The 12,108-nt window shown below is 58.9% G+C and carries 12 protein-coding genes and 1 other RNA gene; 7 read left to right on the top strand and 6 right to left on the bottom strand.

Annotated elements, in window-relative coordinates:
- Window positions 1-24 precede the first annotated feature (24 nt).
- Both ydiK and rprA read left to right on the top strand, forming a co-directional pair.
- The gene (gene ydiK / locus KHQ23_RS18505) at window positions 25-1,137 is read left to right on the top strand and encodes an AI-2E family transporter YdiK (RefSeq protein ID WP_004148729.1); all 1,113 of its coding nucleotides are present in this window, start codon (window positions 25-27) and stop codon (window positions 1,135-1,137) included.
- A 188-nt stretch (window positions 1,138-1,325) separates the two neighbouring features.
- An RNA gene (rprA, locus tag KHQ23_RS18500) (antisense sRNA RprA) lies at window positions 1,326-1,433 on the top strand.
- 86 nt (window positions 1,434-1,519) lie between these two features.
- Here the strand turns inward: rprA and ppsA are convergent.
- Window positions 1,520-3,898: a phosphoenolpyruvate synthase gene (ppsA, locus tag KHQ23_RS18495; RefSeq protein WP_002909055.1), complete on the bottom strand. Its 2,379-nt coding sequence runs from the start codon at window positions 3,896-3,898 to the stop codon at window positions 1,520-1,522.
- A gap of 75 nt (window positions 3,899-3,973) precedes the next feature.
- On the opposite strand from ppsA, the gene KHQ23_RS18490 reads away from it, so the two are divergent.
- The 4 genes from KHQ23_RS18490 (at window position 3,974) to hemP (ending at window position 6,607) form a co-directional block, all read left to right on the top strand.
- Complete coding sequence (locus KHQ23_RS18490; protein WP_019705803.1) at window positions 3,974-4,093, top strand: hypothetical protein; 120 nt, start codon at window positions 3,974-3,976, stop codon at window positions 4,091-4,093.
- 144 nt (window positions 4,094-4,237) lie between these two features.
- Window positions 4,238-5,071, top strand: a complete 834-nt coding sequence (locus KHQ23_RS18485) for a pyruvate, water dikinase regulatory protein (protein WP_002909061.1) — start codon at window positions 4,238-4,240, stop codon at window positions 5,069-5,071.
- 154 nt (window positions 5,072-5,225) lie between these two features.
- Entirely contained in the window at window positions 5,226-6,272 is a 1,047-nt protein-coding gene (gene aroH, locus KHQ23_RS18480; protein ID WP_004180369.1) for a 3-deoxy-7-phosphoheptulonate synthase AroH, read from the top strand.
- Between the two features lie 155 nt (window positions 6,273-6,427).
- On the top strand, window positions 6,428-6,607 hold the full coding sequence (gene hemP, locus KHQ23_RS18475) for a hemin uptake protein HemP (protein WP_014343179.1): 180 nt from the start codon (window positions 6,428-6,430) through the stop codon (window positions 6,605-6,607).
- 29 nt (window positions 6,608-6,636) lie between these two features.
- Here hemP and selO read toward each other — a convergent pair whose 3' ends face one another.
- From selO to KHQ23_RS18455, 4 genes are all read right to left on the bottom strand, one after another.
- Window positions 6,637-8,079 carry a protein adenylyltransferase SelO gene (selO, locus tag KHQ23_RS18470; RefSeq protein WP_073553368.1) on the bottom strand — a complete coding sequence of 481 codons (1,443 nt, stop codon included), beginning with the start codon at window positions 8,077-8,079 and terminating at the stop codon, window positions 6,637-6,639.
- A gap of 113 nt (window positions 8,080-8,192) precedes the next feature.
- Window positions 8,193-8,657: an NlpC/P60 family protein gene (locus KHQ23_RS18465; RefSeq protein ID WP_002909082.1), complete on the bottom strand. Its 465-nt coding sequence runs from the start codon at window positions 8,655-8,657 to the stop codon at window positions 8,193-8,195.
- Between the two features lie 79 nt (window positions 8,658-8,736).
- Window positions 8,737-9,486: a vitamin B12 ABC transporter ATP-binding protein BtuD gene (btuD, locus tag KHQ23_RS18460; RefSeq protein ID WP_211776866.1), complete on the bottom strand. Its 750-nt coding sequence runs from the start codon at window positions 9,484-9,486 to the stop codon at window positions 8,737-8,739.
- A complete protein-coding gene (locus tag KHQ23_RS18455) occupies window positions 9,486-10,037 on the bottom strand; it encodes a glutathione peroxidase (protein WP_004898898.1) in 552 nt (183 codons plus the stop codon). The genes btuD and KHQ23_RS18455 overlap by 1 nt, the downstream gene beginning before the upstream one ends.
- 236 nt (window positions 10,038-10,273) lie before the next feature.
- Between KHQ23_RS18455 and KHQ23_RS18450 the strand changes: the two genes are divergently transcribed.
- A complete protein-coding gene (locus KHQ23_RS18450; RefSeq protein ID WP_002909085.1) occupies window positions 10,274-11,074 on the top strand; it encodes a MetQ/NlpA family ABC transporter substrate-binding protein in 801 nt (266 codons plus the stop codon).
- 36 nt (window positions 11,075-11,110) lie between these two features.
- Here the strand turns inward: KHQ23_RS18450 and btuC are convergent, their stop codons facing one another.
- The gene (btuC, locus tag KHQ23_RS18445) at window positions 11,111-12,097 is read right to left on the bottom strand and encodes a vitamin B12 ABC transporter permease BtuC (protein ID WP_032434739.1); all 987 of its coding nucleotides are present in this window, start codon (window positions 12,095-12,097) and stop codon (window positions 11,111-11,113) included.
- Window positions 12,098-12,108 lie beyond the last annotated feature (11 nt).

The raw sequence follows: 12,108 nt of genomic DNA, 5'->3' as shown, positions 1-12,108 counted from the left end.
CGACTGGAAAGGTAAAATTTCTCTATGATTAATCCCCATCAGCCTCGGGACATTCCGCAAATACTGCTGTCGGTGCTGTTCCTGGCCCTGATTATCATATCCTGCCTGTGGGTTGTGCAGCCGTTTATTCTGTCCTTCGCCTGGGCCGGTACGGTGGTGATCGCCACCTGGCCGGTGCTGCTGCGTCTGCAGCGTGTGCTGTTCGGCAAACGACTGCTGGCGGTGCTGGCGATGACCCTGTTGCTGTTTCTGCTATTCGTTATTCCTATCGCTCTGCTGGTCAACAGCCTGGTGGATAACAGCGTTCCGCTGATCAAACTCATCAGCAGCGGAAATGTGACGCTGCCGGATTTCGCCTGGCTCAACAGCGTACCGCTGGTCGGCGATAAACTGTACTCCGCCTGGCACGGTCTGCTGGATATGGGCGGCTCGGCGATTATGGCCAAGGTTCGTCCCTATATTGGCACCACCACCAGCTGGTTTGTCGGTCAGGCGGCGCACATCGGCAAGCTGCTGGTCTACTGCGGTTTGATGCTGCTGTTCAGCGCGCTGCTCTACTGGCGCGGCGAGCAGGTGGCCTACGGTTTCCGCTACTTCGCCACGCGCCTCGCGGCCAAACGCGGCGACGCCGCGGTGCTGCTGGCCGGCCAGGCCGTGCGCGCCGTGGCGCTGGGCGTGGTGGTCACGGCCCTCACTCAGGCGGTACTGGGCGGGATTGGCCTTGCCGTCTCCGGCGTGCCCTACGCGGCTCTGCTGACCGTGGTGATGATCTTTACCTGTCTGGTCCAGCTCGGCCCTTTACTGGTTTTGGTGCCGTCGATTATCTGGCTTTACTGGAGCGGGGACACCACCTGGGGCACCGTGCTGCTGGTCTGGAGCTGCGTAGTCGGCACCATGGACAACGTTATTCGTCCGGTGCTCATCCGCATGGGCGCCGACCTGCCAATGATCCTTATCCTCACCGGCGTCATTGGCGGCCTGATCGCCTTCGGCATGATCGGCCTGTTTATCGGTCCGGTGCTGCTGGCCGTCTCCTGGCGGCTGTATGACGCCTGGGTGCATGAGGTGCCGCCGCCGCCGAAAGACCCTGACGTCGTCCTTGAAGAGCTCAGTGAGCTGGAGGCCGGTCGCAAGTAATGCCTGGCAGGCGGGGAGACCCGCCTGTTTCTTTGCCCGCATATTGTTAAGAAAAATTTATTGATCGCCGGCAATGCGCTGGCCCCGCGCGCCCTTCACCTCGCTTTCCTCCCCCGGTCCTTCACAACAATTTAACTATTGAGAGGAATCTGATCGACGGCAAAGGCCCCGCTGCCTACTATTAGCTCACGGTTATAAATCAACACCTTGATTTATAAGCATGGAAATCCCCTGAGTGAAACAACGAATTGCTGTGTGTAGTCTTTGCCCATCTCCCACGATGGGCTTTTTTTTGTCCTGCGCATCACGACACCAGATAGCCTGACACCGGTAAAAAAAATCCCCGGCATCGCTGCCGGGGATCGGTCCTGTCAGGGCGAACTTATTTTTTCAGTTCCGCCAGACCTAACCAGGTTTGTACCACGGTATCCGGGTTCAGGGACAAGCTATCAATCCCCTCTTCCATCAGCCAGGCGGCGAAATCCTCATGGTCAGACGGCCCCTGGCCGCAGATGCCGACGTATTTACCCTGTTTCTTCGCCGCGCGGATGGCCATCGACAGCAGGGCTTTCACCGCGTCGTTGCGTTCATCAAACAGCTCAGAAACCACACCGGAATCGCGATCCAGACCGAGCGCCAGTTGGGTCATGTCGTTCGAACCGATGGAGAAGCCGTCGAAGTACTCGAGGAACTGCTCCGCCAGCAAGGCGTTCGACGGGATCTCGCACATCATAATGATCTTCAGCCCGTTCTCGCCGCGCTTCAGCCCCTGACGCTCCAGCTCTTCGACCACCGCTTTCGCCTGGGCGACGGTACGGACGAACGGGACCATCACTTCAACGTTGGTCAGTCCCATATCGTTACGCACGCGCTTCATCGCTTCGCACTCCAGGGCGAAGCAGTCGCGGAAGCTTTCGGAAACGTAGCGTCCGGCGCCGCGGAAGCCGAGCATCGGGTTCTCTTCTTCCGGCTCATAGCGCTCGCCGCCCACCAGGTTGGCGTATTCGTTCGATTTGAAGTCCGACAGACGCACGATCACCCGTTTCGGATAGAAAGCGGCGCCGAGGGTGGCGATCCCTTCGGTCAGGCGGCCAACGTAGAACTCTCTCGGCGAATCGTAGCCTTTCATCAGCTCGCGGATTTCGTTCTGCAGGCCCGGCTCCTGGTCGTCAAACTCCAGCAGCGCGCGCGGATGAACGCCAATCATACGGTTGATGATAAATTCCAGCCGCGCCAGACCGACGCCTTCGTTCGGCAGGCAGGCGAAGTCGAACGCGCGATCCGGGTTGCCGACGTTCATCATCACCTTCAGCGGCAGATCCGGCATGTCGCCGACGCTGGAGCTCTTGACGCTGAAGTCGAGCAGCTCGGCGTAGACATAGCCGGTGTCGCCTTCGGCGCAGGAGACGGTGACATTCTGATTTTCCTGAATGCGATCGGTAGCATCACCGCAGCCGACCACCGCCGGGATCCCCAGCTCACGGGCGATAATCGCCGCGTGACAGGTACGCCCGCCGCGGTTGGTGACAATCGCCGAGGCTTTTTTCATGATCGGTTCCCAGTCCGGGTCGGTCATGTCGGTAACCAGTACGTCGCCTGGCTCAATGCGATTCATCTCGCTGATATCGTGGATCACCTTGACCGGACCGGCGCCAATGCGGTGGCCGATGGCGCGCCCTTCGGCGATGATCTGCCCCTGAGCGTGGAGGGTATAACGCTCCATCACCTGGCCGCGGGAACGCACGGTTTCAGGACGCGCCTGGACGATAAATAGCTTACCGGTGTGGCCATCTTTCGCCCACTCGATATCCATCGGACGGCCGTAGTGCTTCTCGATCTGCACCGCCTGCTTCGCCAGCTCCTGCACTTCCTCGTTGCTTAACGAGAAAATATCGCGCTGCGCCTGCGGCACATCTTCGATACGCACCTGTTTACCGTGCTCCTGGGTCGGCGCGTAAACCATACGGATCTTTTTCGACCCCATGGTGCGGCGCACGATCGCCGGACGGCCAGCGGCCAGCGTCGGTTTGTGGACGTAGAATTCGTCCGGGTTCACCGCGCCCTGCACCACCATCTCGCCCAAACCCCATGCAGAGGTGATAAACACCACCTGGTCAAAGCCGGATTCGGTATCGATGGAGAACATGACGCCGGAGGAGGCCAGATCGGAGCGGACCATCCTCTGCACCCCGGCGGAGAGCGCCACGCCGCGGTGATCGTAACCCTGATGCACGCGGTAGGAGATTGCGCGATCGTTAAACAGCGAAGCAAACACGTGCTTCACGGCAACGAGCACGGCGTCAAAGCCCTGCACGTTGAGGAATGTCTCTTGCTGCCCGGCGAAGGAGGCGTCCGGCATATCTTCCGCGGTGGCGGAAGAGCGCACGGCGAATGAGGCCTCGGCGTCATCGGCGGACAGCAGGTCATAAGCATCGCGAATCGCGTTTTCCAGTTCGCTCTGGAAGGGGGTATCGATGATCCACTGTCGGATCTGCGCGCCCGCTTTCGCTAATGCGGAAACGTCGTCAATGTCGGTTTCATCCAGCAGCGCATAGATGCGCTGGTTAACACCGCTTTGGTCAAGGAACTGATTGAAAGCATCAGCGGTGGTGGCAAACCCGTTAGGTACGGAAACACCCATACCGGACAGATTCGTAATCATTTCACCAAGGGAGGCATTTTTGCCCCCAACTCTGTCTACATCATTCATGCCGAGTTGGTTATACCAAAGCACCAGCGGTGACGAGCCATTGTTGGACATCGAGACAATCCTTTTGTGATTTAATACCAGTGAAAAAAATTTCACGATCGACTGCAGGATTATCCTGACATATTTATGAAGCTGAAAAAAACGGTGAATCGTTCAAGCAAATTATTTTTTCATTTTTCGGACTGTTCCCCCGATATTGCTAACTTTATGATTTTTAGGAATTCTGATGGAAAACGCTGGAAATAACGGCGACAAAAAGAAAATGAACCACCCTTTTCATAAAAAACAAAAATAGCGTTTCAATTTTAACAAGAGACAAATCAAACAGGGATATGCTTAAATTTAATATCCGCTTTCAGGCAATTAAACTCATTATACCGGATGGTCAAAATGGAAAGTGCTGTAGATCGCCACGTATTTTATATTTCTGACGGTACCGCCATCACGGCGGAGGTGCTGGGGCATGCCGTGATGTCGCAATTCCCGGTCGCCATCAGCAGCGTAACCCTGCCGTTTGTGGAAAACATCAGCCGCGCGCGGGCGGTGAAGGAGCAGATCGACGCCATCTATCAGCAAACGGGTATTCGCCCGCTGGTGTTCTACTCCATCGTCATCCCGGAAATACGCGACATTATTCTGCAAAGTGAAGGCTTTTGTCAGGATATCGTGCAGGCGCTGGTGGCCCCGCTGCAGCAGGAGCTCAACCTCGACCCGACGCCGGTGGCCCACCGTACCCACGGCCTCAACCCCGGCAATCTGATTAAATACGATGCGCGTATCGCCGCCATCGATTATACCCTCGCCCATGACGATGGCATCTCGCTGCGCAACCTTGACCAGGCGCAGGTGATCCTCCTCGGCGTCTCGCGCTGCGGCAAAACACCCACCAGTCTGTATCTCGCCATGCAGTACGGTATTCGCGCCGCCAACTATCCGTTTATCGCCGACGATATGGACAATCTGGTGCTGCCGGCCTCGCTGAAACCCCTGCAGCATAAGATGTTCGGCCTGACCATCAATCCGGAGCGTCTGGCGGCGATCCGCGAGGAGCGCCGGGAGAACAGCCGCTACGCCTCCCTGCGCCAGTGTCGGATGGAAGTGACCGAAGTGGAGGCCCTGTATCGCAAGAATAAAATCCCCTGCCTGAACAGCACCAACTATTCCGTTGAGGAAATAGCGACAAAAATCATGGACATCATGGGGCTGAATCGCAGAATGTACTAATACACTAGTACATTATTAAAAATTTGTTTATGCTATCACCCGTGGCCTATACAGGATCATGCCCTGCTCTTGCAATAAGCAGGGATTGGTTTATCGTGATGCGCATCACTTCCCGGCATTTTCGCCGCGGAAGAAACAGATTTTTGAGACCCCAATGAATAAAACAGACGAATTGCGTACCGCGCGCATTGAGAGCCTGGTAACGCCCGCGGAGCTGGCCCAGCGCCATCCCGTGACGGCCGACGTGGCTGCCCACGTCTCGGCCTCCCGCCGCCGAATTGAAAAAATCCTCAACGGCGAAGACCGCCGACTGCTGGTGATTATCGGCCCCTGCTCCATTCACGACACCGACGCGGCGCTGGAGTATGCCCGCCGCCTGCAGGGCATGCGCGAGCGCTACCAGCCGCAGCTGGAGATCGTGATGCGCACCTACTTTGAAAAACCGCGTACCGTGGTGGGCTGGAAAGGCTTAATCTCCGATCCCGACCTCAACGGCAGCTACCGGGTCAACCACGGAATTGAGCTGGCGCGGCGCCTGCTGCTGCAGGTTAATGAGCTGGGGGTACCGACGGCCACCGAGTTTCTCGATATGGTGACCGGTCAGTTTATCGCCGATCTCATCAGCTGGGGGGCCATCGGGGCGCGCACCACTGAAAGCCAGATCCACCGTGAAATGGCCTCAGCGCTCTCCTGCCCGGTTGGATTTAAAAACGGCACCGACGGCAATACGCGCATCGCGGTGGACGCCATCCGCGCCTCCCGCGCCAGCCATATGTTCCTCTCCCCGGACAAGCAGGGGCAGATGACGATTTACCAGACCAGCGGCAATCCGTATGGGCATATTATTATGCGCGGCGGCAAACGGCCAAACTATCACGCCGAGGATATCGCCGCCGCCGGCGAGGCGCTACGTGAATTCGATCTGCCGGAACAGCTGGTCGTTGATTTCAGCCATGGCAACTGCCAGAAGCAGCACCGCCGTCAGCTGGAGGTGTGCGCCGATATCTGTCAGCAAATTCGCGCGGGCTCCACCGCCATCGCCGGGATTATGGCCGAAAGCTTCCTGCAGGAAGGCACTCAGAAAGTGGTCCCCGGCCAGCCGTTGACCTGGGGCCAGTCGATCACCGACCCCTGCCTGAGCTGGGAAGACAGCGAAAGATTATTGAGCGAGCTGGCTGCGGCCACCGCCACCCGCCTGTAACCGCTCCGCCCGCCGCGCCTGCGGCGGGCAATTCTCTTCGCTGACTCCCCTACCAAATCCGGTAACACGATAAATAACGCTTGCCGTCAAAAACAACATTATTGATAATGATTATCATTGTTGCCTTGATTTTTATTCTGAGAGCTATGACGCGTATGGATAACACTGCCACAGCTGAAAAACCAAAAGACAATGCCCCTTATCCCGTGGCGACGGACAGAGAGATCAGCAGTCGGGTTCTGTTAGGCAGCGAAGGACGAGTAGTGATTGAGCATGGCGGCCAGCGCTATCTGCTGCGCCAGACCCACGCCGGGAAGTTAATTCTGACCAAGTAAGCGCCCCGCTGAACGCGGGGCGAGGCAAGTTAGCTCGAGCAGCTCACTTCCAGACGTTTCCCCCAGTCCGGCGGGCGGCGGACGTAGTCGTCCTCGCGATCGGTAAAGGGGTCTGCCAGCGCGGCATGCAGGCGCTCCAGCTCGCCCATATCGCCCGCCTCAGCCTGCTCGATCGCCCGCTGCGCCAGCCAGTTACGTAACACCAGCGCCGGATTCACGCCCTGCATCCTCTGCTGGCGCTGCGCGTCGTCCACCTGTTCATCACGCAGCCGCGCACGATACCCGGCAAACCAGCTGTCAAAGGCCGCGCGGTCGATAAACTCATCGCGCAGCGGCGATGCGGCGCTGAGCTGTTCGCTGTGGCTCAGCAGGCGGAACGTCCGGGTATAGTCGCTCTTCTCGCGGATCATCAGGGCAAACAGCCCGTCCAGCAGGTCGTTATCCCCTTTCTGCTGGCTGAACAGGCCGAGTTTATCGCGCATCCGCTGGCCATAAGCGGTCAGCAAGGCGTGCTGATACTCATCCAGCGCCGCGTTTAACGCTTCAGCGCTGATAAACGGCGACAGCGATTGGGCGAGACGCTGCAGATTCCACAGCCCCACCGCCGGCTGGTTTTCAAAACTGTAGCGCCCCTGATAATCGGAGTGGTTGCAGATGAAGTCCGGTTGGAAATCGTCAAGGAAGCCATACGGGCCGTAGTCGATGGTCAGACCGAGAATCGACATGTTGTCGGTATTCATCACCCCATGGGCAAAGCCCACGGTTTGCCAGCTGGCGATAGTCTGCGCGGTACGCATGACAATGTCACGGAACCATAACAGGTACTTATCCGCCTCATCCTGCAGCTGCGGCCAGTGGTGGCGAATAACATAGTCGGCCAGTTGCTGGACCTTCTGCGGCTCACGGCGATAGTAAAAATGTTCGAAATGGCCGAAGCGGACATGGCTCTCGGCCACCCGCATCAGTATCGCGCCGGGCTCCACGCGCTCGCGGTAGACCGGGGTATCGCTGGTCACCATCGCCAGGGCGCGCGTCGTCGGGATCCCCAGAGCGTGCATCGCCTCCGACGCCAGACTTTCCCGGATCGTCGAGCGCAGCACGGCGCGGCCGTCCCCCATCCGCGAATAAGGAGTCAGGCCGGCGCCTTTCAGATGCCAGTCGTAACGGCGGCCATCCGCCAGCTGCTGCTCGCCGAGCAGGATCCCGCGTCCGTCGCCCAGCTGGCCGGCCCAGGCGCCAAACTGATGGCCGCTATATACCTGCGCCAGCGGCGACATGCCCGGAAGCAGCGCTTCGCCGCCCCAGACACCGGCCCCGCTTTCAGGCGCAAACAGGGCGTCGGGCACCCCCAGCTGTTGCGCAAGCGGGGCGTTGCGCCAGATGAGTCGGGCGTTATCCAACGGCGTTGGTGACAGGGAAGTGTAAAAGTCCGGCAGTTCATCCCGCCAGTGGGTGGTAAAAGAAAGGGTCATGGTTCCTCCTCTCTCCAGTGTAGTGCCTGGAACAGCGGATTAACACGGGCGGAGTGCAGGGTTATCGGCATAAAAAAGGGAAGCGTTCGCTTCCCTCTTGCTTCTGAATGACGTCAGATTCGCCGCGCCTGCCAGAACTTTTTGTTCCAGTAGACGTTATCCAGCGAGGAACGGGTGACGCCCTGGCTGGTGGAGGCGTGAATAAACTGGTTGTCGGTATCGTAGATGCCAACGTGCAGACCGCTCTCCCCTGAGCCGGTTTTGAAGAACACCAGATCGCCGGGCAGCAGATCGCGCTTATCGATGCGGGTGCCGATTTCCGCCTGCTCGCGGGTTTCACGCGGCAGCTGGAGGGCAAATTTATCGCGAAACGTGCGCACCACGAAGCCGGAGCAGTCAACGCCGCGCGGCGTCATGCCGCCGTAGCGATACGGTGCGCCGCGCCAGCTGCGCAGCTGCTCGTTCAGATTCGCCACCACCGTGATGGAGTCAGCCAGCCGAGGATTCGGCGGCGGTGCCCGATGGCTGCTGCAGCCGGCTAAAATTAACGCCGCCGCCAACATGAACCAGAAGCGCATTTCAGATGATCCCTCTGTCCCTAGTCTCTATCGCAATAATTTAGCTTGTTTATCAATATAGTGACAAGATAACTGCGTGCTACTGTGACGCGATGAGCATAATATGACCGGCCACCTCAACGCGCTGGAACGGGATCGCATAGGCGGCGGTTAAATTTTCCTCATTCAGCACCTCGGCGGTCTCCCCGCAGGCGATGGCTTCCCCCTGGCAGAGCAGCCAGCTCTGACCGGCGTGGCGCAGGGTATGGTTGAGATCGTGGCTGCTCATCACCACAGCAATCCCCGCCGCGCTCAGCTCGTGTAACAGCCGATCCAGCGCCGCCTGCTGGGCCACATCCAGACTGTTCATCGGCTCATCCAGCAGCAGCAGCTGACCCGCGTAATTACTCAAGGGATCGATCTGCAGGATCACTGCCGCCAGCCGCACGCGCTGCCACTCGCCGCCCGACAGCTGATTGACCGGACGGCCCAGCTTATTGTCCAGACCAAGCCTGGCCGCGATATCGCTCAGACGGGCGCTATCACCCTGCTGCTGCATATGCAGCGCCAGGTAGTGCCATACCGGCATGGCGAACGGCGGGGTCTGGTGTTGACTCAGATATCCGCGACGGCGCGCCAGCTCCCTCGCCGGCCACTCGTCAAGCAGACGGCCGTTAAAATGAACCGTGCCGGGGCCGTCGGACAGCCCCGCCATGCGGGTCAGCAGCGTGCTCTTCCCTGCGCCGTTCGGCCCCACCAGATGGACAATCTCCCCGGCGCGAAAGGCCGCAGAAAACGGGGCCAGGCGCCCCGCCGCTTCTACATCCTGTAGCTGCATCAGAAACGACATTATTGCGCCAGCGCTCCTTTAATCGCCGCCACCAGCTGCGGATCGTCCGGCGTCATATCCGGCGAGAAGCGCTGAATGACGTTGCCCTGGCGATCGACGAGGAATTTTTCGAAGTTCCACAGAATGTCGTCCACATACAGCGGCGCCCGGCCTTTGCTGGCCATCCGCTCATAAAAACCGCTGCCTTCCGGGGCCACCGCTTTCGGCGCGGCGGCAATCAGTTTTTGATAGAGCGGCGCGCGATGTTCGCCGTTGACGTCAATTTTGCTAAACAGCGGGAAGGTGACGCCGTAGGTAGTGCTGCAGAAGGTCTTAATCTCCTCTTCACTGCCCGGCTCCTGGCCGAGGAACTGGTTGCAGGGGAACCCCAGCACGCTGAAGCCCTCGGCGGCAAACTGCTTTTGCAGATCCTCGAGTTGCTCATACTGCGGCGTCAGGCCGCATTTCGAGGCTACATTGACGATCAGCAGCACCTTGCCGGCAAAGGATGCCAGGGTGGTTTTCTCGCCATCAATGGTCGTCACTTCGGTATTCAGAATGTCATGTTGCATAGCCTGTCCTCAATGGATAAACCGGTTTCCGGTGAAGGTGATCCCTTTCTACTGTAGCGGATTCAGCGCCCGCCATTCTACTGCCATTCCCCCCGAGTTGTCGCATGATGTAACAGCGCTTCGCTGGCCGCCGGCAACATGAAATCCTCTCAATTGGGCCGTCGACCATTTCCGTGTACAGTGTTCCATGAATGTAATATGGTTTCGTTACTTGTTAATTTAAGAGAGTTTTAGTGATGAAGAAGTTGTTTAGCCTGGCGTTAATCGCCACCTCTGTCGCCCTGCTGAGCGCCTGCTCCCCGGATGAAGATAATAAAGTAAAAGTCGCTATCAATACCGGGCCGGACGAAGCCATCTGGAAAGTGGTGGAGCAGGTGGCGAAGGATAAATACCACCTCGACGTCGAAGTGGTCTCCTTCAATGATTATGTGCTGCCCAACGAAGCGCTGAACAACAAAGATGTCGATGCCAACGCCTTCCAGACCCTGCCGTACCTTGAGGCGCAGTCGAAAGAACGCGGCTATAAATTTGCGGTGGTCGGTAAAACCTTTGTCTTCCCTATCGCCGCCTATTCTCACCGGATCAAAAATATCAGCGAACTGCCCGAAGGGGCGACGGTGACCATCTCTAATGAAACCACCACCCTGGGCCGCAGCCTGCTGCTGCTTCAGGCGCAGGGGTTACTCAAGCTGAAACCGGGCGTCGGCTATTTACCCACCACGCTGGATATCATCGACAATCCGAAACAGCTGAAAATTGTTGAAGTGGATACCCCGCAGCTGACCCGTACCCTTGACGATCCGAACGTCAGCCTGTCAATCATTAACACCAACTTCTCCGCCCAGGCGGGCCTGTCGGCCGCCCGCGACGGTCTGTTTATGGAGGGGCCGGATTCCCCATACGTGAATGCGATAGTCGCCCGCGAGGATAATAAGGACAGCAAGAAAATTCAGGAATTAAAAGCCGCCTTCCAGACCAGCGAAGTCGCGGAAAAAGCGAAGGAAGTCTACAAAGGCGACGCGATCAAAGGCTGGTAAGCCTGAACCGGCGCCGTCCCTGCCGACGGCGCCGCGCTATCCCCGCCCCCGCGAACTCAGCAGCAACCAGATAAAGACCGGCGCGCCCAGGGTCGCCGTCACCACGCCAATCGGCAGCTCTGCGGCGGAAAGCGCCAGCCGGGCAATGATATCCGCCCCCAGCAAGGCGCTTGCCCCGGCCAGCATACAGGCCGGGAGCAACACCCGGTGATCGCTCAAGCCGCATAGCCGCAGAATATGCGGGATCACCAGACCGATAAAGCCAATCGCCCCCGCCAGCGCCACGCTAACGCCGACCATCCAGCCGGTCGCCACCACCAGTAATTTGCGCCACAGCCACAGCGGCAGCCCAAGCTGCCGAGCGGAGACTTCGCCCAGCGCCAGTAAATTCAGGGGTTGCGACTGCAGACAGACCCAGCAGAGCACCGGCAGGAGGGCTATCATCAGCCACAGCTGTTGCCAGTCGACGCCGCCAAACCCGCCCATCATCCAGTACATTAGCTGACGCAGGTCAAAAGAGGTGGAGAAGTAGACTGCCCAGGTCATCAGGGCGCTGCAGATGATCCCCAGCGCCACCCCCGCCAGCAGCAGACGGCTGGTAGACAGATGGCGGCGGGCAAAACGCAGCAGAATAAAAGTGATCAGCAGCGCGCCAAAGATGGCACACAGGCCGAGCGCCCAGCCGGGCAAGACTCCTTTGCCCAGCAGGACGGCGGCAATCAGCCCGACGCCCGCGCCGTTGGAGACCCCCAGCAGCCCCGGCTCCGCCAGAGGATTTTCAAACAACGCCTGCATAATCGCCCCGGAGAGCGCCAGCGCCGCCCCCACCAGCAGCACCGCCAGGGTTCGCGGCAGGCGGATCTGCCAGATAAACAGCTGACCTTTGGCGCTGAGCCACTCGCCGGGCGGGATCCATTGCTCCCCCGCGCACAGGCTGATCAGCAGGGTGACCAGCAGCAACAGCGTTAATCCGAAGAGCCAACGCCGGCTACGGCGCTGTTGAAGATGGGCGAGAGTCAGCATAGATTCCATTA

It is taken from the genome of Klebsiella sp. 64 (genome assembly GCF_018223915.1).
GTDB classification, from domain to species: Bacteria; Pseudomonadota; Gammaproteobacteria; order Enterobacterales; family Enterobacteriaceae; genus Klebsiella; species Klebsiella pneumoniae.
Note: the sequence above shows the minus strand (reverse complement) of the source record. Positions and strands in the feature narration are given on the sequence as shown.

Bases quoted from the DNA above. Each gene is read 5' to 3' on its own strand.
- KHQ23_RS18465 (WP_002909082.1), bottom strand. From the start codon at position 8,657: ATGCGCTTCTGGTTCATGTTGGCGGCGGCGTTAATTTTAGCCGGCTGC.
- selO (WP_073553368.1), bottom strand. From the start codon at position 8,079: ATGACCCTTTCTTTTACCACCCACTGGCGGGATGAACTGCCGGACTTT.
- KHQ23_RS18485 (WP_002909061.1), top strand. From the start codon at position 4,238: ATGGAAAGTGCTGTAGATCGCCACGTATTTTATATTTCTGACGGTACC.
- btuD (WP_211776866.1), bottom strand. From the start codon at position 9,486: ATGTCGTTTCTGATGCAGCTACAGGATGTAGAAGCGGCGGGGCGCCTG.
- hemP (WP_014343179.1), top strand. From the start codon at position 6,428: ATGGATAACACTGCCACAGCTGAAAAACCAAAAGACAATGCCCCTTAT.
- KHQ23_RS18450 (WP_002909085.1), top strand. From the start codon at position 10,274: ATGAAGAAGTTGTTTAGCCTGGCGTTAATCGCCACCTCTGTCGCCCTG.
- ydiK (WP_004148729.1), top strand. From the start codon at position 25: ATGATTAATCCCCATCAGCCTCGGGACATTCCGCAAATACTGCTGTCG.
- ppsA (WP_002909055.1), bottom strand. From the start codon at position 3,898: ATGTCCAACAATGGCTCGTCACCGCTGGTGCTTTGGTATAACCAACTC.
- btuC (WP_032434739.1), bottom strand. From the start codon at position 12,097: ATGCTGACTCTCGCCCATCTTCAACAGCGCCGTAGCCGGCGTTGGCTC.
- aroH (WP_004180369.1), top strand. From the start codon at position 5,226: ATGAATAAAACAGACGAATTGCGTACCGCGCGCATTGAGAGCCTGGTA.
- KHQ23_RS18455 (WP_004898898.1), bottom strand. From the start codon at position 10,037: ATGCAACATGACATTCTGAATACCGAAGTGACGACCATTGATGGCGAG.
- KHQ23_RS18490 (WP_019705803.1), top strand. From the start codon at position 3,974: ATGAAGCTGAAAAAAACGGTGAATCGTTCAAGCAAATTATTTTTTCAT.